The organism is Modicisalibacter xianhensis, assembly GCF_900113605.1.
Lineage (GTDB): Bacteria > Pseudomonadota > Gammaproteobacteria > Pseudomonadales > Halomonadaceae > Modicisalibacter > Modicisalibacter xianhensis.
The window spans coordinates 1-19,582 of record NZ_FOPY01000022.1; the positions used below are offsets into that span (position 1 = coordinate 1).

Consider the following 19,582-nt stretch of genomic DNA (forward strand, 5'->3'; position numbering starts at 1 on the left):
GCGGGTAATCCCAAGGAGCAACGGACAGTGAAGCAGGAACCTGGACGGCGACAACCAGGAATCCTCGTCTTTCAAGGCGAGGAGGATGTCAAGAAATGAAATGCACCCTATCAAGCCCCGTGGCTACAGGCCAGCCAACGGTAACACCTCGCAAATGGCGCCGCTGAACCTAGAATGGTAGACGCCGCCGGGACGTGACAAAGGAGCCTGTCATGCGAACCTACGACTGTGTCTGCGGGAATCGGCTGTTCTTCGACAACAGCCAGTGCCTGAATTGTGAGCGTGAAGTAGGCTGGTGCCCGGCCTGTGCGCGGATCGCTGCGCTGGAACCGCTGGCCGAGGGCGGGTATCGCTGTACCTACGAGGATTGCGGGGCGGCATTGCTCAAGTGTCTCAATTATAGTGAGCATCAGGTCTGCAATCGTATGGTCGCGATGCAAGGCGATATCGCCGAGGGCGAAGGCGAGGCAAGCGCTCTGTGCGATTGCTGTCGATACAACGACGTGGTTCCCGACCTTTCCATCCCGGGACATCTCGAACGCTGGGCCGCGCTGGAAGCCGCCAAGCGTCGCCTGTTCTACACTCTCGACCTGCTCGGCCTGCCGCATGGCACGCCCGAGGAGAGCGTTGAGCCGCCGTTGTCCTTTTCGTTCATGGCCGATGCCATGCCCGATGCCGGCCTATGGCGAACCACGGCCGGCACGGACAAGGTCTATACCGGACATGCCGAGGGGCACATCACCATCAACGTCAAGGAAGCCGACGACGTCGAGCGTGAGCGACTGCGCATCGACATGAACGAGTCGCATCGCACCTTGATCGGACATTTTCGTCACGAGATCGGCCATTACTACTGGGACGTCCTGGTCAAGGGGCGTGACGAGGAGAACAGCCGTCGACTATTTGGCGACCATGACAACCCGACCTACAGCGAGGCCCTGGAGCGTTACTACGATCAGGGACCACCCGAGAACTGGCAGGAACGTTTCGTCTCGGCATATGCCACCATGCATCCGTGGGAAGATTTTGCCGAGACCTTTGCCTTCTATCTGGATATCGTGTCGGTGATCGATACGGCACGCAACCTGGGCCTGTCGCGTGTCGAACATGATGACCGCCTGTCTTCGGTTCTGAGCGCTTTCCAGCAGGTTGGCCTCGCCGTCAACGAACTCAACCGCGACATGGGCCTGACGGATCTGGTACCCGAAGTGATCACCCCGGCGATTCGCGACAAGCTCGAATACATTCACGGAGTGATCGGCGCATGCACGAAAGGGAAACACCGATAGCGTGGCTAATCCTCTTCGTCTTCCTCGGCTTCGGCTGTCACGGCGCGTGGCACATCGTCGAATCGCGCAAAATAGGTCGTGGCGATGGCGTCGTGAATGTTGTTGAAGCCGATTTGCAACTCGTCGATGAAGGCATGCAGGTCGTCCGGTGAGCGGGCCAGGGACTGCACATCGGCTTCCAACACCTCGGCCCTGACCAGGGCGACCGCCGCCAGGGCGCGATCATGGCGGGGCAGGGACTGCAGTTCCCAGGAGAGCGACTCCAGACTGCGGGCCACGGCACGCGGGAAGTGCCGGTCCTGAAGCAAGAAACGCAACACGTCCGGGCCACGTACTCGCAGGCGCACCTGCTGACGATACATCTGGTAGCCGGTCAACGATTTGAGCACGCTCATCCACTGCAGGTTCTCGAAGGGGCGCAGTTCCTCGGGATCCTTGGGCAGCAGGTTGCCTGAACGCACGTCGATGATGCGCGTGGTCATGTCGGCACGTTCCAGGTTGCGACCCAGTTCGATGAAACAGCGGGTCGCCGTGTAGCTCAGCGTGCCCTCGATGAGCCCCGTGACGGTTTGGCAGCCGCGAATGACACGCTTGAGAAAGCTATCGCGGCGTCGTGGCGACAGGCCGGCGTCGCTCTGCTCGCGAACGTCGAGATAGAGTTCGTTGATCTGCTCCCAGATTTCCCGCGAGACCACGTCACGTGTCGTGCGCAGGTTCTCTCTGGCGCTGGCCAGCGATGACAGTATCGACCCCGGATTGTCGCGTTCGACACACAGGAAATGGAGTACGTTCTTCTCGTTGCGGCGATCGTAGCGTTCGTCGAAGCGCGATTCACAGCCCATGATGTCGATCAGCGTCGACCAGCCCAGCGCCGTGTGGTGGGGCAGGTCGAGCAACAGATGGCTGTTGACGCTGACCAGGCGGGCAGTGTCTTCGGCCCGTTCGATGTAACGCGCCGTCCAGTAGAGGTTTTCGGCAACTCGCGACAGCATGGCGATTACTCCTCGTCGGTCTCGACGATCCAGGTATCCTTGCTTCCGCCGCCCTGCGATGAGTTCACCACCAGCGAATCCTTGACCAGGGCCACGCGGGTCAGCCCGCCCATGGTGACCTGGATGTCGGGGCCGGAAAGGATGAACGGACGCAGGTCGACATGGCGGGCTTCCGTCGTGCCGTCGCACAAGGTCGGAGCGGTGGAAAGGGCCAGGGTCGGTTGGGCCATGTAATTGCGCGGGTTGGCCTTGATGCGTTCGGCGAATTCCTCGCGCTCGGCGGCCGAGGCGCGTGGGCCGATCAGCATGCCATAACCGCCGGACTCATTGGCCGGCTTGACCACCAGCTCGTCGAGATGATCAAGCACATAGTTGCGATCATCCTCGAACATGCACAGGTAGCTTGGCACGTTGGGTAACAACGGTTCCTGATCGAGATAGTACTGGATGATCCTGGGCACGAAGGCGTAGACCACCTTGTCGTCGGCCACGCCGGCCCCTGGTGCGTTGGCCAGGGCCACCTTGCCATTGCGCCAGGCTCGCATCAGGCCGGGCACGCCAAGCATTGAGTCGGGGTTGAAGGCCTCCGGATCGAGAAACATGTCGTCGATTCGGCGGTAGATCACGTCGACCCGGGTCAAGCCTTCGACGGTGCGCATGTAGACGATGTCGTGGTCATCCACCACCAGGTCCGAGCCCTGGACCAGTTCCACCCCCATCTGCTGGGCAAGGTAGGCATGCTCGTAATAGGCCGAGTTGTAGATGCCAGGGGTGAGCACGACGATCTGCGGCTCGTCGTAGGGGCGGGGGGACAGGCTGGCCAGCATGTCGTAGAGCTGCGAGGTGTAATCGTCGACCGGCAGGATGCGGCCCGTGGCGAACACCTCGGGAAGCACGCGCTTGGTGACATTGCGGTTCTCGAGCATGTACGAAACGCCGGACGGCACACGCAAATTGTCCTCGAGCACATACAGGGTGCCGTCGCGGTCGCGCACCAGGTCGGAGCCACAGATGTGCGCCCAGACCCGGTGGGGCGGGTCGATGCCCCGACATTGCGGACGGAAGTTGACCGACTGTTCCAGCACTTCAGCGGGGAGTACGCCATCCTTGACGATGCGCTGGTCGTGGTAGAGGTCGTCGATGAACAGGTTGAGCGCCTCGACTCGCTGCTTGAGCCCGGCTTCGGTACGCCGCCATTCATTGGCGGGAATGATCCTGGGCACGATATCGAAGGGCCAGGCACGATCGATCATGCTGCCTTCCGAGTAGACCGTGAACGTGATACCCATGGTCTGGATGGCGATTTCCGCCGCTGCCTTGCGTTCGGCCAGTTCCTGGGGACTGAAGCTGGCCAGCACATCGCACAGCTCGATAGCGGCCTGGCGGGGGCGGCCGGGGGCTTCCAGCAATTCGTCGTAGAACCCCTTGCTGTCATAGCTGTTCCAATCGATCAGACTCATCGGCACTACCTCGCCCAGAGCGGTAACGGCGACCGCGTTTCTGCAAAGTTGCTGATATTGTCGGTATGTAAACTAGGCTATACCAGAATTGTCACGCCCGACAGGCTGCTGCGTTGAAACCGACGTTGTGTTGATTTTCGGCCAACTTGCTAGTGTGACAAACGCCGTCCTGCCGGCATGAGCCGTGGAGTCCTTCATGACCATTCGCGTTGCCCTGCATCACCGCACCCGATACCGTTTCGACCGCCCGGTCCAGCTCTCGCCGCACCTGATCCGCCTGAGGCCGGCACCGCACTGTCGTACGCCCATCGAGGCCTACTCCCTCGACATTGGGGGCGAGCCGCATTTCCTCAACTGGCAACAGGACCCGTTCGGCAACTTCATTGCACGCGCTGTCTTTCCCGAGAAACTCCGTGAGCTGTCCGTCGATGTGGAAGTCGTCGCACCCATGACGGTGATCAATCCCTTCGATTTCTTTCTCGAAGAGTATGCCGACGCCTTTCCTTTCACTTACCCCGAGTCGCTGCGCAAGGAGCTGGCGCCGTATCTCGAAGTGCGCGAGAAGGGGTCGCGCCTGACCGAATGGCTTGCCCAGGTGTCGCGTGAGCCGCAAGGCACTGTGAACTTCCTTGTGGCGCTTAACCAGCGCCTGCAGAGAGATATCAGTTATCTGGTGCGCCTGGAGCCAGGTGTCCAGTCCTGCGAGGAGACGTTGGGGAAATCCAGCGGCTCGTGCCGTGACAGCGCCTGGTTGCTGGTACAGATCCTGCGCCATCTTGGCTTGGCTTCGCGTTTCGTGTCCGGGTACCTGATCCAGTTGGCTGCCGACGTCAAGGCACTGGACGGCCCGTCCGGCACCGAGGTGGATTTTACCGACCTCCACGCCTGGACCGAGGTGTTCATTCCCGGGGCCGGTTGGGTCGGGCTCGACCCGACGTCGGGGCTACTGGCCGGCGAAGGACACATCCCGCTTGCGGCGACACCGGAACCCTCGAGCGCAGCACCGATCAGCGGCTTCACCGACGAGTGCAAGGTCGAGTTCGACTTCTCCATGCAGGTGGAGCGTATCCATGAAGACCCGCGCGTCACCAAGCCCTACAGCGAGGAGCAGTGGGCTCGCATCATGGCGCTGGGTGAGCGGGTCGATGCGCGCCTGAACGACAGCGACGTACGCCTGACCCTGGGCGGTGAGCCGACGTTCGTGTCGATCGATGACATGGACGGCGACGAATGGAATACCGCAGCCATGGGGCCGACCAAGCGCGGCCTCGCCGGCGATCTGGTCAAGCGGCTGCGACGTCGCTTCGCCGAAGGGGGGCTGCTGCATACCCACCAGGGCAAGTGGTATCCGGGCGAGTCGCTGCCGCGTTGGGCGTTGGCCTGCTACTGGCGCAAGGATGGTGTGCCGCTATGGCGTGACGAGGCTCTGCTGGCCGACGATCGCCAGGCTGGTCACCATGGTGTCGCCGAGGCGCGGCGCTTCGCCGAGGTGTTGTGCCGGCGGCTGGGCGTTTCCGGCGAGCGCCTGATTCCGGGCTACGAGGATGCCTATTACTACCTGTGGCGCGAGCGGACGCTGCCGGTCAACATCGACCCGCGCCGTTTCGATCTCGAAGACGACGAGGAGCGCCGTCGCCTGGCGCAGCTATTGGAGCGCGGCCTGGGCGACATCACCGGCTTCGCGCTACCGCTGCGTCACTCGCTTCGCGAGGCGCATGCCTGGGAGAGTGGGGCGTGGCCCCTGCGTCGAGATCATCTCTATCTGATTCCCGGCGATTCACCGATGGGCCTGCGCCTGCCGCTGACGGCACTGCCATGGAGCGAGTGCCCGGACACGCCTCATCCGCAGTCGCTGTTCGAATTCCGTCAAGGGCTCGGCGACGTGCATGGCGAAGTGATGCGTCGTCATAGCCAGTTCCATCGCCCGGCCCAGAATGAAGCGCATGGGCGTCATCGCCATGTTGGGCCCGCTCAAGACTGGCAGGAACAGCCCGCGCTTGATGACGACCAGCGGGTCATCCATACCAGCTTGTGTGTCGAACCGCGCGAGGGGCGCATGCATGTCTTCCTGCCGCCGCTGACCAGGCTCGAACATTATCTGGACCTGGTGGCCAGCGTCGAGGACACCGCCGCCGAGTTGGGCATGCCGGTGGTGGTCGAAGGCTATCCGCCGCCTGCCGATCCGCGCCTGCAGAAATTCATGATCACGCCCGACCCGGGGGTGATCGAGGTCAACATCATGCCGGCAGGGGACTGGCCATCGCTGGTCGAGAACACCACGATTCTCTACGAGGAAGCTCGCCAGGCCCGCCTGGGCACCGAGAAGTTCATGCTCGATGGCCGGCATACCGGCACCGGCGGCGGCAACCATGTGACGCTGGGTGGCGCGACGCCGGTCGATTCGCCGTTCCTGCGCCGCCCCGACCTGCTGGGTAGCCTGCTGACCTACTGGCAGCATCACCCGAGCCTGTCGTACCTGTTTGCGGGGCTGTTCCTGGGGCCGACCAGCCAGGCGCCAAGAGTCGACGAGGCGCGCCACGAGTCGCTCTACGAACTTGAGATTGCCTTGTCGCAGATGCCGGAGGGCGAGGTTCCACAGCCTTGGCTGGTGGACCGCCTGCTGCGCCACTTGCTGACCGATATTACCGGCAACACCCACCGGGCCGAATTCTGTATCGACAAGCTCTATTCGCCGGACACCGAAACCGGACGCCTGGGGCTGGTCGAACTGCGCGCCTTCGAAATGCCACCGCATGCGCGCATGAGTCTGATGCAGATGCTGCTGATTCGTGCGCTGGTGGCGCGTTGCTGGGAACGCCCCTACCGCGGCAAACTGGTGCGCTGGGGTACGGCACTCCATGACCGCTGGCTGTTGCCGCACTTTCTCTGGGCCGACCTGGATGATGTGCTGGATGACCTGCGCAATGCTGGCCTTGACTTCGACACGCAATGGTTTGCGCCGTTTCTGGAGTTCCGCTTTCCAGTCCATGGGCGTGTGACCTACCGCAATGTCGAGTTGGAACTGCGCCAGGCTATCGAACCGTGGCATGTGCTGGGCGAGGAGAGTGCCGGCGGTGGCACGGCGCGCTATGTCGACTCGTCGGTGGAACGCCTCCAGGTCAAGGTGACCGGCATGAGCGGTGAGCGTTACGTGGTGACCTGCAATGGGCGGCGCGTCCCGCTGCATCCGACCGGGCGCAGCGGCGAAGCGGTGGCCGGCGTACGCTATCGGGCCTGGCAGCCGCCATCGGCGCTTCACCCGCAAATACCGGTGCACGCACCGCTGGTGTTCGATATCATCGACACTTGGAATCAGCGCTCGGTCGGCGGGTGCACCTACCATGTGTCGCACCCGGCGGGGCGCAACTACGACACCTTTCCGGTCAATGCCAACGAAGCGGAAGCTCGTCGCCTGGCGCGTTTCTGGGCGCATGGCCATACTCAAGGGAAGGTGCCGGCCATGCCGGAAACCCCGAGCCTGGAGTTGCCGCTGACGCTGGATCTGCGTCGCCCTGCCTGAGCCGATTCGACGAGATAGCCGGACCAGTATCGGATAATCGATGCCTAGCTCATCGCAACCGGCATGTATCGTTGTTGCATAGTGCTGTGATGGCCGGAAACGGACAGGGAAGGTCGCTTCATCCCGGCCTGTTTGGGCGTTCAAACGGGTAATTCTTCGATGCTGGGTGAAGTTCAAGACAGCGGAGCCGAGATGGCAGCACCGCTTCGACACGGCGATGATGCCGTAGCCAACCTGCTCGCGGGTTATGTCCCCGCCGGTGAGTTTGACGTACTGTTCTCCGCCCAAGGGCAACTGCGCGAACACTGGCGCGGCGTGCTTGCCGAGCTGGCGGCGCTGGGTGAGCAGGGGTTGGCCGAGCGCGCCGACGAGCTGCAGCGCCTGCTTTACGAGAACGGTGTGACCTTCAATGTGCACGACGACACGCGGGGGCGTCTGCGCACCTGGCGTGTCGATCCGTTGCCGTTGGCAATCTCGTCTACCGAGTGGCAGGAACTCGAGCTTGGCCTGATCCAGCGCAGCCGATTGCTGGACGCCTTGCTCACCGACCTTTACGGCCCGCGCCGCCTGATCGACGAAGGTTACCTTCCTCCCGAACTCGTTTTCGGACATCCGGGGTTCCAGTTGGCCTGCGATCAGAGCCTGGCGGCTCAGGGGCCCGGCCTGGTATTTCACGGCATCGATCTGGTGCGCGATTCGCAAGGGCAGTGGCGGGTCTTCGCGGATCGTCTGCAGGCTCCCTCGGGCGCCGGCTATGCCCTCGAGAATCGCATCATCCTGGCGCGAGCCATGCCAACCCTGTACCGGGAAGCGCCATTGCGTCGCCTGGCCAGCTTCCTGGGTACCGAACACCTGGCACTGTCGGCCATGGCCCCGGTCCAGCGTGAACAAGCGAATATCGTCCTGTTGACCCCTGGGCCGGACAGCGACAGCTATTTCGAGCATGCCTACCTGGCCAATTATCTGAACCTGTCGCTGGTCGAGAGCCTTGACCTCGTGGTACGCGACGGGCGCGTGTGGATGCGGACCTTGGGTGGCCTGAAGCCGGTGGATGTGATCCTGCGGCGCATGGAAGACGCCTGGTGCGATCCGCTGGAGCTGCGCAGCGACTCGGTCATTGGGGTACCCGGGCTGGTTCAGGCAGCGCGCAGCGGTAACGTGGCCATGGCCAACCCGCTGGGTGTCGGCGTGCTGGAGCATCCCGGGTTGGCACCCTACCTGCCGACACTCTGTCAACGGTTGCTTGGCGAGCCGCTTCGCCTGCCATCGCCGGAAAGCTGGTGGTGCGGCGATCCGGTATCGCTGGCGCAGGTCCTGGCGCAATTCGAGCAGTTGACCTTGCGCACGACCGACCCGGGCACCTTGCCGGTCACAGTATCGGATCTCAACCCTAGGCAGGCCGAGGCCCTGCGCGAAAGCCTCCTGGCGCGGCCCGAGCGTTATGTCGCTCAGCGGCCGATCGTGTCGGCAACGGTGCCGGTCTACGATGACGAGGCGCACAGGTTCGTTTCGCATCCGTTCAACCTGCGCATGTTCGTCACACGCGAAGCGCCGACAAGAGACAGTGACGAATGGGGATTTCAGGCCATGCCCGGCGGGTTGGCCTGGGTGGGCGGCCCGGGCTTGCCATCGCGACGTAGCGAGGTGGTCAAGGATGTCTGGGTATTGGCAGAAACACCCCAGCCACATATCAGCCAGCTTCGCCAAGCCACCGGACCGATCGTGGTTACCCGCGATGGCGTCGACCTGCCCAGTCGGGTGGCCGACAACCTGTTCTGGCTGGGGCGCTACGGGGAGCGTCTGGACGTTCGTTCGCGATTGCTGCGCGAGGGGCTTCTGCGCCTGCTTGAACAGGAGCAGGACGAATACGCCGATAGTTCGCTGGTCGACCTGTTCGAGGCATTGGAGATCGAGATGCCCGAGGTGGCCCCGGGCGAGCGTCGTTTCCTGGCGCTGCGGTCTGCACTATTGACCCTGTTCAACGACGAGACAATCGGCAGCCTGCCGGGGTGCTTCCAGCAGATGCTCCGTAATTGCCGCGCCGTACGCGATCATCTCGGGGACGATTCCTGGCGTGTCATCAACCACCTCCGCCGCCATACTGCAGCCTTGCCCAAGGTGCCCTCGGCAAGTGCCGGCCGGCGGGCCTGCGAGGAGAACATTACCCAGTTGGCCGCGTTCTTCGGCTTGTGCAATGAAACCATGCCGCATCACTATGGCTGGCGTTTCATGGATATCGGACGCTTCATCGAGCGCGCACTCGGCACGCTCGAACTGTTGCGTCGCGTGTTGACTGACGCGCACGAGCCGGGTATCCCGCTATGGGAAGTGGTGCTGGCCACGACCGATAACTTTACCGCCTATCGCCGGCGCTATCGCAGCGAACTGCATCCCACCGCGATTCTCGACTTGCTGCTGTTCGACGAAGGCAATCCACGCTCGGTGGGTTACATGCTCAAACGGCTGGGACGGCAGATCGAACGGTTACCGCAGCCGGACGGCACGCCTTACCGTTCTCGCGAGCAGCGGTTGATCCTGCAGGCGACGAGTACATTGCAGCTGGCGGACATCGCCTTGCTGTCCGACGTACATGCCTCGCAACGGGCAAGGGAGGCGTTGTCGGCGCTGTTCGCCGATCTGCTCGAGCCGCTCGAACAGCTTTCCGATGCCATCAGTCATACGCATTTCAGTCATGCCGAGACGCCCCGGCAATTGCTCAGGATGCAGGTGCAGCCGTGATCTATCAGCTCTCCCACACGACGCGCTACGAATACAGTGCCCCGGTGGCACTTTGCCACAACGAGGCACGTATGCTGCCACGCGAGCTGCCCTGGCAACGCTGCGAACCGTCCCGGGTTCAGGTTGTGCCAGCGCCGGCTGTCCAGAGCGAGCGCACCGATTTCTTCGGCAACCGCGTCATGTATTTCGCCATCCAGGACATTCATCAGTCTCTGGAAGTCACGGTCAGGACGCGCCTGCAGACGTTTGCGCGGCCAGTATTGCCCGAGGCATGGAAAGACGACTGGCAGACCTGCCGCGATACCCTGGCCGGGGCTGCCGAACGCAGTTGCCTGCATGCCCGCTTGTTTCGTCTCGATTCACCGTTCATTCGCAGCGACACCCGCCTGGCCGACTACGCCAGGCCAAGCTTCGTGACGGGACGTCCGCTACTCGAGGCGGTTCAGGACCTCAATCGGCGTATCTTCGAAGAATTCACCTACGATCCCAGCTTTACCACTCTGGCGACTCCGTTGATGCATGTGCTGGAAGAACGGCGTGGGGTTTGCCAAGACTTCGCCCATCTGGCCATTGGTTGCCTGCGTTCCATGGGGCTGGCGGCGCGTTATGTCAGTGGTTATCTGGAAACCCTGCCGCCACCCGGGCAGCCCAAGCTGATCGGGGCCGATGCCTCGCATGCCTGGCTGGCGGTCTTTCTGCCGGGGTGGGGGTGGCTGGAGCTCGACCCGACCAATGGCAGCCTGCCGGGGGAGCAGCATATCGTCGTTGCCTGGGGGCGGGATTACGGCGATGTACCGCCTTTGACCGGCGTGATGAGCGGCGGCGGGGAGCATAGCCTGGACGTGGCGGTGGACGTGATGCCGGTCACCGAGGCCGCTTGAAGCCTCTTCGGACCGGTTATGGAGACCGGTCCAGACAAGTTTGAAGCCGACAAACGAGGGACGGGGCAGGTCGGAGTGTAGGTCATTCGCCATGGATGGCGAATGTAGCGTCCAGGGATGGATCCATAGCGCCTTCACGAAGGCCTGCCCCGTCCCGGTACTGGAGAGCCTAGCGCCGAGTTGCCGTCAGAAGTTTTGATGTCAGGGCTCGGGACGCCGCCATACGGCCAGCGCCACCAATCCCGCCAGCAAACCCCAGAATGCCGAGCCGATACCCAGCAGGCTGACCCCGGACGCCGTTACCAGGAAGGTGATTAGCGCGGCTTCACGGTACGCGTCTTCCCGGACGGCGGTGGCCAGACCCGAACCGATGGTCGCCAGCAGGGCGAGGCCGGCAATGGCCATGATCAGTTCGCGGGGAAACGCCGTGAACAGCGCCGTTACCGTCGCCCCAAGGATCCCCGTCAGCAGATAGAATAGTCCGGCGCTGACGGCGGCGGTGTAGCGCTTGGCCGGCTGGTCGTGCGCCTCGGGACCCATGCAGATGGCCGCCGTGATTGCGGCGAGGTTGAAGGCGAACCCTCCGAACGGAGCCAGCAAGAAAGTAGTGGCGCCCGTCCAGCCGATCAGTGGCGACAGTGGCGGCGAGTAACCCGAGGCGCGGATCACAGCGATTCCCGGCAGGTTCTGTGACGCCATGGTCACCACGAACAGCGGAATACCTACCCCGATCAGCGTCGATAATGAAAAGCTCGGCATCGTGAAAACCGGCATGGCCAAGGCCAGTTCGACGCTACCGATATCCAGCAGGTCTCGCATCAGGGCGACAGCGATTCCCACGGCAAGTACGCACACGATGGCATAGCGCGGCCATAGCCGCTTGGCGAGCAGGTAGGCGACGAACATGCTCAACGGCAGCAACCAGCGCGACTCCATGGCGACGAAGATATCCAGTCCGAATCGCAGCAGGACGCCGGCCAGCATGGCCGAGGCAATGGCCTGGGGAATACGGTGCATGACCCGCTCGAAGAGTCCTGTCACGCCGCACAGGGTAATCAGCAGGGCCGAGAACAGGAAGGCGCCGATAGCCTCGCTCATGGGAATGCCCGGCAGGCTGGTGGCGAGCAGGGCAGCACCCGGCGTCGACCAGGCCGTGAGCAGGGGCATACGGTAGCGCAGCGAGAAGCCCAGCGTCGTCAGCCCCGTACCGATTCCCAACGCCCATAGCCACGAGCCGATCTGTGCCTGGCTGGCGCCGGCCGCTTCCGCTGCCTGGAAGATGATCGCCGCCGAGCTGGTATAACCCACGAGGACGGCCACGAAGCCCGAGACCACGCTGGACCAGGCCATGTCCCGCCATAGCGCAGGTCGCTGCTGTAAGGTCGCTGAAGTATCCTGCGCCATGTTCACCTCACGCTGTGATAAGCGTTCGTGCGCTATAGCGCGCGAACGAGGGAACCATACCACCGCACGTTATTGGCGTACAATGGCGTATCGCATCGGGAGCCGTGCATGCAGGAAATCACCCAACACATCGCAATCACGCTGAAGGCGCTGCGTCAGGCGCGTGGCTGGAGCCTGGATCGCACCGCTCGGGAGACCGGCGTCAGCAAGGCCATGCTAGGGCAGATCGAGCGCAATGAGTCGAGCCCGACCGTGGCGACATTATGGAAGATTGCCAGTGGCCTGGGCGTGTCCTTTTCGCAGTTTCTCGAAACGCCGGCCGGTACGGAAGGGACGCTACTGCGCCACGGCCGGGAGTCGGCGCTGGTCGAGCGCGAGCCGGGTATGCATGTCGTGCCGCTATTCCCGTTCGAGCCCGATCTTGGCTTCGAGCTGTTCGCGATCGAGCTAGCGCCGGGCGCGCTCAGTGAATCCGCACCGCATGCCAGGGGCGTGGTGGAGCACGTCATCGTCATCGAGGGCAGAATGGAAGTTTGCGTCGAAGGCGTCTGGCAACCGCTGGCGCCTGGCGAGGGGTTACGTTTCGCGGCCGACAGGGCACACGGTTATCGTAACCGGCATCGGGAGCCCGTACGCTTTCATGATGTCATCCATTATCCGCGGCGGCTCGATGTCTGACATTGCCGCCTCATGAGGCAGCCTCCAGCACGGTGCGCAGGCCGAGCCCGAGCATCAGGGTCAACGAAAAGCTGAGCATGGTGCCGAGCAGGACATACTCGGTCAGCTTGCGGTCACGGTCCTCGCGCAGGTCGCCGAATCTCAGCACCGATTTGGCGGCCAGCAGAAAACCTATTGGCGTCCATTCGCCCGCCAGCACGAAAGTCAGCACCAGAAACCGCTCCAGCATGCCGATACGTGCCCCGGCGTCCGCCAGGGTGCTGCTATTGTCGACCTGAGCGCTCCAGCGTCGCATGACCAGCGCAATGAGGATCGACAGTGGGCGGGTAATCAGTAGATAGGCGAGCAGAGTGAGTAGCGTCTCGGGGCTTAGCAACCACTGGCCGAGAGCCGTCAGCGCCGCCCAGGGCTCGCTGAGCCACAGCCATACCGATAGCAGCACTAGCGCATGAAGCGCCTGATCGAGCAGGAAGTAGCCGAGATGCTCCGGCAGGTGGCTCTTGAAGATATCGATGCCCAGGTGCGTCGCACCGATCACCAGTGCGCCGGCAATCGCAGCACCCCATGGCTGTTGTGTGACCAGCAGTGCCACGAGGCTCAGCAGGATATGGACACCGGCATGCTTGTAGAGCGCCGGCGAACGATGCTGGAGGGTCTTCTTGCTCCGTGCCCAGGCCTTGCCCTGCAGCAGAAAGTCGCCGCCCAGGTGAGCCATCAGCAGGGCCAGCAATGGGCTGATCGATGCGGTCATCATGCCGAGTCGCTCCCCAGTGCCTGATGCATGTACGCCAGGTAATCGCGGATCAACGGCCAGCGTGCCGCCGCCAGGCGGCGGTTGATGGTCGGCTGGGAGCGCCCCAGGCGCTTGGCCAATTGCTGCTGGGATTCATGGTGCAACAGACTGAGCGAGACCACCTCGGCAGAAAAGCTCGACCAGTGACTGACAATGTCGTCGGCGAAGCGCGTCAGAAGCGCCAGGTGACTGGCGGTGGAGGCTGCCGAAGTCACGATAACCAGGCGCTCGGGGCCATCGCTCAAGGTGTCCAGGCGACGTCCCGAGAGCACGAAGGCTTCTTCCTGGGCATCGGAGAATCGGTCGCTGTCCGGAAGGCGACCCTTGCCCACGGCCACGGCAATTCGCGCATCCCACATGGCCGAGCGCGATGGGGAGTGACGAATCAGCGAGGCACGCAAAAGGATGGCGGCCAGCATGGCCTGGCCGGGGTCGGGAATGGCGACCTGAAAGCCATCACCGCGATAACGGTCGCTACGTGCGTCCATCAATTCCTGCAAAAGCCCCAGGCCATGGTCCAGGGCATGGTTGAGCGCCTGCTTATCCTGGATGCGTTGTGAACCGACCACATCGCCGGTCAAGACACCGATGCTGGTCATCGTGAAGTTCCTTGCCTCGGCTATAGCTAAAAAAAGCTATTTTATAGATTTATAGCAAAATATGGCTATTGTCTCGTATAGTGCTGCATATACTGTATTTATATACAGTATATCGTGACGCGCCCAGTCTTGCAGCACCAAGTTGTATTCGCATGTAACTCGGCAGGACCGACCAGACCGCTAGCGCACCAAGGTTTGGGCGGCTTCATCGAGCCCCTGAACGCTCAAGGGATACATGCGCTCGCCGACCAAGTCTCTTATCAGACGGATGGACTGCGTATAGTCCCAGTAGCGTTCGGGGGCCGGGTTGAGCCAGGCCAGGTGAGGAAACTTGCCGACCAGGCGCTGCAGCCAGGCGGCGCCCGGTTCGTCATTGAAATGCTCGACGCTGCCGCCGGGGTGGGTGATTTCGTAAGGCGACATGGTGGCATCGCCGACCACGATCACCTTGTAGTCGCTACCATAGGTCCGTAACAACTCCAGGGTGGGAAACCGCTCGTGGCGGCGCGAATTATCGCGCCAGACCCCTTCATACAGGCAATTATGGAAGTAGAAAGGCTCGAGGTGCTTGAACTCGCTGCGGCAGGCAGCGAACAATGCTTCACAGACCCTCACGTGATCGTCCATCGAGCCACCGACATCGAACAGCAGCAGTACTTTCACGGCATTGCGCCGTTCCGGGCGGGTACGCACATTGAGAAGGCCACCATCACGAGCCGTCGCCTCGATGGTGCCATCAATATCGAATTCTTCCCCGGCACCGGTGCGGGCAAAGCGACGCAGGCGGCGCAAGGCCATCTTCATGTTGCGTGGGCCCAGGGCCAGCGCGTCGTCATAGTCGCGAAACTGGCGTTCCTCCCAGACCTTGACCGCCCGGCGATGGCGCGATTCGGCTGGCCCGATGCGTATCCCTTCGGGGTTGTAGCCGTAGGCCCCGAAGGGGCTGGTACCTCCGGTGCCGATCCACTTGTTGCCGCCGGCGTGGCGCTCCCGCTGTTCTTCGAGGCGCTGCTTGAAGGTCTCGATGAGCGCCTCCAGTCCTCCCAGCGACTCGATCCTTGCCTTGTCTTCTTCTGACAGCGAGCGCTCGAATTCGCGGCGCAGCCACGCCTCCGGAATCAGTGCCTCGAGTGCAGCATCGAGAGTGTCGACGCCTTCATGCCAAGCCGAGAAGGCGCGGTCGAAGCGATCGTAGTAACGCTCGTCCTTGACCAGCACCAGCCGGGCCAGACGATAGAATTCCTCCATGTCGGCAAATACGACGCCGCTTTCCACCGCGGCGTGCAGGTCGAGCCATTCACGCAGCGATACCGGGACACCCGCCTGCCTGAGCCTGTCGAAGAGACCGATGAACATGGCTCAGCGCCTCCGCCCGTCACGCCGAGCCATGAAGTCGAGGCGCTCGAGCAGGGACGTGTCCTGCTCGTTCTTGATCAGCGCGCCGGCCAGCGGCGGCAGCGAACGAGCCGGGTCGCGCTCGTGCAAGGCTTGCTGGGCCAACTGGTCAGCCATGAGCAGTTTCAGCCAGTCGACGAGTTCGGAAGTCGAAGGCTTTTTCTTCAGGCCGGGGGCAGCACGCAAGTCGAAAAATACTTCCAAAGCCTGTTCGACAAGGCGCCTGTCGATATCGGGAAAGTGCACATCGACGATGGCCTGCATGGTGTCGCGGTCGGGAAACTCGATGTAATGGAAGAAGCAGCGCCGTAAAAAGGCATCAGGCAACTCCTTCTCATTGTTGGAGGTGATGACGATGATTGGCCGGTGGCGGGCTCGCACCGTCTGGTCGGTCTCGTAGACGTAAAATTCCATGCGGTCGAGTTCCTGCAACAGGTCGTTGGGAAACTCGATATCCGCCTTGTCGATCTCATCAATCAGTAGAACGACGCGCCGTTCTGCCTCGAAGGCCTCCCAGAGCTTGCCGGGCTTGATGTAGTTGCGCACCTCGTGCACACCCTCGATACCCAGTTGGGAGTCACGCAGGCGGCTGACGGCATCGTATTCATAGAGGCCCTGATGCGCCTTGGTCGTGGACTTGATGTGCCAGGTAACGAGCCGGGTATCCAGCGAGCGCGCCAGTTCTTCGGCCAGCAGGGTCTTGCCGGTGCCGGGTTCGCCCTTGATCAGTAGCGGTCTCTGCAGGGTGACCGCAGCGTCCACGGCCAGGCGCAACGCGTCCGTGGCCACATAGGTGGAGGTTCCCTCGAAAGCCATTCGCCTTCCTCGTCGATAGATGTCAAACGAGTGTACGAAAGCCTTGTCGGTAGCTCAATTTATCGGCAGGTCAGGCCGTGGGCAGATTGGCGTTTTCCAGCATCTGGCGGTCAACGATGGAACCGACGCTGCAGTTTCGGCCCTTTGCCTTGCACTGGTAGAGCGCCGAATCGGCACAGGCAATCAGGCTTTCGACATCGATCGGGGTACCGGGCAGAGCCGTGGCAACACCGATACTGACGGTGACCACGGGTGCCGCAGAGGATCGTTCATGGGGGATGCCGACGGCCTGCAGCATGGTGCGCATGGCTTCGGCCAGGCGCATGGCTTCGTCGAGGTCGACATCGAGCAAAACGACGAGGAATTCCTCGCCGCCTAGCCGAACGACGATGTCAGTCTCCCGGCGGAACGTGTCGCGCAGCACGTTGGCGATCTCGACCAGGCATTCGTCACCGGCGGGATGGCCGTAATGGTCGTTGTAATCCTTGAAGTGGTCGACATCCACCATCAGTGCAGACAGCGGCGCCATGCGCCGACGGCTCAGCGGCAGGGCCACGTCCAGCCGCTGCTCCAGCAGGCGCCGGTTGCCCAGGCCGGTCAGCGGATCGTTGAGAGTCTGTTTCAGCAAGCGCTCGTTCTGCTCGCGAAGCGTATCGAGCAGTTGCTGGATCTCATGGGATAACAGCCCGATATCGTCATCACGCCCGACCAGGGCCGTGGGTGGTTCGCCGGCCTTGCCTTCACGCTGATCCCGAACGTAATCGACCAACTGATGGATAGGGCGGGTATAGCCTCGCTGCAGGCAGGCGACCGTCGCACCCAGCACCACGACAAGTAACAGGCCGGCCAGGGCCAGGCGCAGGGGAAGGTCTACTTCTCCCGCCGATGGCGAATCGAGCAGGTGGGGTTGAGCGATCCACCACATCAAGGTGCCGGAAACCAGAAGCAGCAGTGCGAACGTGCCAAGGAAACGCCAATGAGTCGGTTTTTTCTTCTTCGTGGGCTGCATGGCTCGACGCTGGTTCGTGACAGGATCGAACACCCCTCGGGGCGTGTCCGGTGGCCGGATTCGTGGAACTCCTGACACTTCCTATCGGCGGGCAGGTCACTTACTTTAAGGTAAATTAATATGCAGGGGATCCTTGCCTTCCTGTCCCGTGTCTTTCGACGCCGTCGTTCCGAATTGCAGGCTCGCCAGATGCCGATACAAGGCATTGGTCTCGAGTAGCTCCCGGTGGGAGCCGTCGCCGATCAGGCGCCCCTGGTCGAAGACCAGCAGGCGGTCGGCGGACACCACGGTCGAGAGCCGGTGGGCGACGACCAGGCTGGTACGGCCTTTCATGAGCCGATCCAACGCTTCCTGCACCAGGCGTTCACTCTCCGCGTCGAGCGCGCTGGTCGCCTCGTCGAGCAGCAGGACGCGAGGATTGCGCAGCAGTGCCCGGGCAATGGCCAGACGCTGGCGCTGCCCTCCCGAGAGCTGGACGCCGCCGGGGCCAAGGTGGCTATCGAAGCCATTGGGCAATGCTTCGATAAAGCCGAGGGCATTCGCATCGCGTGCAGCGGCACGCACGTCGTCGTCGCTGGCCCGGGGCGCGCCGTAGCGAATGTTGTCGGCGGCCGAGCCGGTAAACAGCACCGGTTCCTGGGCGACCATGCCAATGACCGAGCGCAGTTGCGCCGGGTCGAGATCGCGAAGGTCCACGTCATCGAGGCATAGCCTGCCGTGATCCGGATCGTAGAAGCGCAGCAGCAACTGGAGCAGGGTGCTCTTGCCGGCCCCGGATGGCCCGACCAGGGCAATGCGCTCGCCGGGACGAATCCGGATCGTCACGTCGTTCAAGGCCAGTGTGTCGCGGCGGCTGGGATAGGCAAACGTCACATGTTCCACGCCGATGGCGCCGAGCAGCGGCGAAGGCAACGGTGTCGGCCTGTCGGGGGCACGGATCACGGGGCGGGCATCGAGCAGTTCCAGCAGGCGCTCGGCAGCGCCGGCGGCGCGTTGCACATCGCCGGCGACTTCCGACAGGGCCGCGACCGCCCCCGCGGCCAGCACGGCGTAGAACACGAACGCAGACAACTCGCCGGCGCTCATGTCGCCGGCCAGCACCGCATGGCCGCCTTGCCAGAGCATCAGGCCGACAGCGGCAAAGATCACCAGCATGGCGATCCCGGTCAGCCAGGCCCGTTGGCGGGTGCGGGCCACGGCGACCCCGAAGGCCGTCTCGACATGCCGTGCATAGTGGCGGCAATCAACCGCTTCATGGCCAAAAGCCTGGACGGTACGGATGCCGGTCAGTGTCTCGCCGGCATAGCGTCCCAGCTCGGCAACCTGATCCTGGCTGTGCCGCGACAGACGACGCACACGCCGACCTAACCACAGAATCGGCAACACGGTTGCGGGTATGCCCAGCAGTACCAGGGCGCTGAGCCAGGGCTGGGTGACCAGCATCAGGATGGCGGACCCGATGAGCATCAACAGGTTACGCAGTGCCACCGACAATGACGAGCCGAACAGGCTCTGCAGCACGCTGGTATCTGCCGTCAGCCGCGACTGGATCTCGCCGGCGCCCTGGTTGCGAGCGCCGTTCTCGAAAAAGGCCGGGTCGAGGGTCAGCAGGTGATCGAACACGTGGCGGCGCAGATCGGCAGCCAGGCGCTCGCCGATCCAGGTCACCAGGTAATAGCGCAGGGCGGATGCGCCGGCCAGTACCCCGACGACACACAGCATGGCGAACAACGCCTGGTTGAGGTCACTGGCATTGCGATCCATGAAGCCTTGATCGATGGCCAGTCGCAGCCCCTGGCCCAGCAGGAGTACGCTGCCGGAGGCAATCAGCAGGGCTGCGCCGGCAAGCGCCAGGCGGGCCCGATACGGACGCAACAGGCCAAGCAGGCGCAATAGAATACGCGGGTTCGGGCGCGACTGGTTCATGGCAACCCCAGGCAGAAGGAAGGAGCCGCGCAGGCGGCAGGCATGTCGTGGCAGCGTAACGGCATCAAGCTGGCCTGACCA

General features: G+C 62.9%; 14 protein-coding genes. 5 read left to right on the top strand and 9 right to left on the bottom strand.

Annotated elements, in window-relative coordinates; all coding sequences use genetic code 11:
- Nucleotides 1-212 precede the first annotated feature (212 nt).
- A complete protein-coding gene (locus BM194_RS18745) occupies nucleotides 213-1,289 on the top strand; it encodes a zinc-binding metallopeptidase family protein (protein WP_092850056.1) in 1,077 nt (358 codons plus the stop codon).
- Nucleotides 1,290-1,294: 5 nt separating this feature from the next.
- Here BM194_RS18745 and BM194_RS18750 read toward each other — a convergent pair whose 3' ends face one another.
- Complete coding sequence (locus BM194_RS18750) at nucleotides 1,295-2,281, bottom strand: alpha-E domain-containing protein (protein ID WP_092850058.1); 987 nt, start codon at nucleotides 2,279-2,281, stop codon at nucleotides 1,295-1,297.
- Nucleotides 2,282-2,286: 5 nt separating this feature from the next.
- Nucleotides 2,287-3,741 (bottom strand): circularly permuted type 2 ATP-grasp protein, encoded by a 1,455-nt coding sequence (locus BM194_RS18755; RefSeq protein WP_092850060.1) that lies wholly within the window; start codon nucleotides 3,739-3,741, stop codon nucleotides 2,287-2,289.
- Nucleotides 3,742-3,937: 196 nt separating this feature from the next.
- Here BM194_RS18755 and BM194_RS18760 point away from each other — a divergent pair, with 196 nt between their 5' ends.
- The 3 genes from BM194_RS18760 (at nucleotide 3,938) to BM194_RS18770 (ending at nucleotide 10,881) form a co-directional block, all read left to right on the top strand.
- Nucleotides 3,938-7,261 (top strand): transglutaminase family protein, encoded by a 3,324-nt coding sequence (locus tag BM194_RS18760; protein ID WP_092850063.1) that lies wholly within the window; start codon nucleotides 3,938-3,940, stop codon nucleotides 7,259-7,261.
- A gap of 192 nt (nucleotides 7,262-7,453) precedes the next feature.
- Nucleotides 7,454-10,000, top strand: coding sequence for a circularly permuted type 2 ATP-grasp protein (locus BM194_RS18765; protein ID WP_177223468.1), 2,547 nt, complete (start codon nucleotides 7,454-7,456; stop codon nucleotides 9,998-10,000).
- Nucleotides 9,997-10,881, top strand: a complete 885-nt coding sequence (locus BM194_RS18770; protein WP_092850068.1) for a transglutaminase family protein — start codon at nucleotides 9,997-9,999, stop codon at nucleotides 10,879-10,881. The genes BM194_RS18765 and BM194_RS18770 overlap by 4 nt, the downstream gene beginning before the upstream one ends.
- 201 nt (nucleotides 10,882-11,082) lie before the next feature.
- Here the strand turns inward: BM194_RS18770 and BM194_RS18775 are convergent, their stop codons facing one another.
- Nucleotides 11,083-12,285 (bottom strand): benzoate/H(+) symporter BenE family transporter, encoded by a 1,203-nt coding sequence (locus BM194_RS18775; RefSeq protein WP_092850069.1) that lies wholly within the window; start codon nucleotides 12,283-12,285, stop codon nucleotides 11,083-11,085.
- 108 nt (nucleotides 12,286-12,393) lie between these two features.
- On the opposite strand from BM194_RS18775, the gene BM194_RS18780 reads away from it, so the two are divergent.
- Nucleotides 12,394-12,963, top strand: coding sequence for a helix-turn-helix domain-containing protein (locus BM194_RS18780; RefSeq protein ID WP_092850071.1), 570 nt, complete (start codon nucleotides 12,394-12,396; stop codon nucleotides 12,961-12,963).
- A gap of 10 nt (nucleotides 12,964-12,973) precedes the next feature.
- Here BM194_RS18780 and BM194_RS18785 read toward each other — a convergent pair whose 3' ends face one another.
- The 6 genes from BM194_RS18785 to BM194_RS18810 form a co-directional block, all read right to left on the bottom strand.
- On the bottom strand, nucleotides 12,974-13,717 hold the full coding sequence (locus BM194_RS18785; protein WP_092850073.1) for a DUF3307 domain-containing protein: 744 nt from the start codon (nucleotides 13,715-13,717) through the stop codon (nucleotides 12,974-12,976).
- Entirely contained in the window at nucleotides 13,714-14,355 is a 642-nt protein-coding gene (locus tag BM194_RS18790; protein WP_092850076.1) for a hypothetical protein, read from the bottom strand. The genes BM194_RS18785 and BM194_RS18790 overlap by 4 nt, the downstream gene beginning before the upstream one ends.
- A gap of 180 nt (nucleotides 14,356-14,535) precedes the next feature.
- Nucleotides 14,536-15,711, bottom strand: a complete 1,176-nt coding sequence (locus tag BM194_RS18795) for a vWA domain-containing protein (RefSeq protein WP_092850078.1) — start codon at nucleotides 15,709-15,711, stop codon at nucleotides 14,536-14,538.
- A gap of 3 nt (nucleotides 15,712-15,714) precedes the next feature.
- A complete protein-coding gene (locus BM194_RS18800; protein ID WP_092850081.1) occupies nucleotides 15,715-16,566 on the bottom strand; it encodes an AAA family ATPase in 852 nt (283 codons plus the stop codon).
- A 70-nt stretch (nucleotides 16,567-16,636) separates the two neighbouring features.
- Nucleotides 16,637-17,575: a GGDEF domain-containing protein gene (locus BM194_RS18805; RefSeq protein WP_092850085.1), complete on the bottom strand. Its 939-nt coding sequence runs from the start codon at nucleotides 17,573-17,575 to the stop codon at nucleotides 16,637-16,639.
- Nucleotides 17,576-17,680: 105 nt separating this feature from the next.
- The gene (locus BM194_RS18810; protein WP_092850087.1) at nucleotides 17,681-19,501 is read right to left on the bottom strand and encodes an ABC transporter transmembrane domain-containing protein; all 1,821 of its coding nucleotides are present in this window, start codon (nucleotides 19,499-19,501) and stop codon (nucleotides 17,681-17,683) included.
- Nucleotides 19,502-19,582 lie beyond the last annotated feature (81 nt).

Bases quoted from the DNA above. Each gene is read 5' to 3' on its own strand.
- BM194_RS18745 (WP_092850056.1), top strand. From the start codon at position 213: ATGCGAACCTACGACTGTGTCTGCGGGAATCGGCTGTTCTTCGACAAC.
- BM194_RS18750 (WP_092850058.1), bottom strand. From the start codon at position 2,281: ATGCTGTCGCGAGTTGCCGAAAACCTCTACTGGACGGCGCGTTACATC.
- BM194_RS18755 (WP_092850060.1), bottom strand. From the start codon at position 3,741: ATGAGTCTGATCGATTGGAACAGCTATGACAGCAAGGGGTTCTACGAC.
- BM194_RS18760 (WP_092850063.1), top strand. From the start codon at position 3,938: ATGACCATTCGCGTTGCCCTGCATCACCGCACCCGATACCGTTTCGAC.
- BM194_RS18765 (WP_177223468.1), top strand. From the start codon at position 7,454: ATGGCAGCACCGCTTCGACACGGCGATGATGCCGTAGCCAACCTGCTC.
- BM194_RS18775 (WP_092850069.1), bottom strand. From the start codon at position 12,285: ATGGCGCAGGATACTTCAGCGACCTTACAGCAGCGACCTGCGCTATGG.
- BM194_RS18780 (WP_092850071.1), top strand. From the start codon at position 12,394: ATGCAGGAAATCACCCAACACATCGCAATCACGCTGAAGGCGCTGCGT.
- BM194_RS18785 (WP_092850073.1), bottom strand. From the start codon at position 13,717: ATGATGACCGCATCGATCAGCCCATTGCTGGCCCTGCTGATGGCTCAC.
- BM194_RS18790 (WP_092850076.1), bottom strand. From the start codon at position 14,355: ATGACCAGCATCGGTGTCTTGACCGGCGATGTGGTCGGTTCACAACGC.
- BM194_RS18795 (WP_092850078.1), bottom strand. From the start codon at position 15,711: ATGTTCATCGGTCTCTTCGACAGGCTCAGGCAGGCGGGTGTCCCGGTA.
- BM194_RS18800 (WP_092850081.1), bottom strand. From the start codon at position 16,566: ATGGCTTTCGAGGGAACCTCCACCTATGTGGCCACGGACGCGTTGCGC.
- BM194_RS18805 (WP_092850085.1), bottom strand. From the start codon at position 17,575: ATGCAGCCCACGAAGAAGAAAAAACCGACTCATTGGCGTTTCCTTGGC.
- BM194_RS18810 (WP_092850087.1), bottom strand. From the start codon at position 19,501: ATGAACCAGTCGCGCCCGAACCCGCGTATTCTATTGCGCCTGCTTGGC.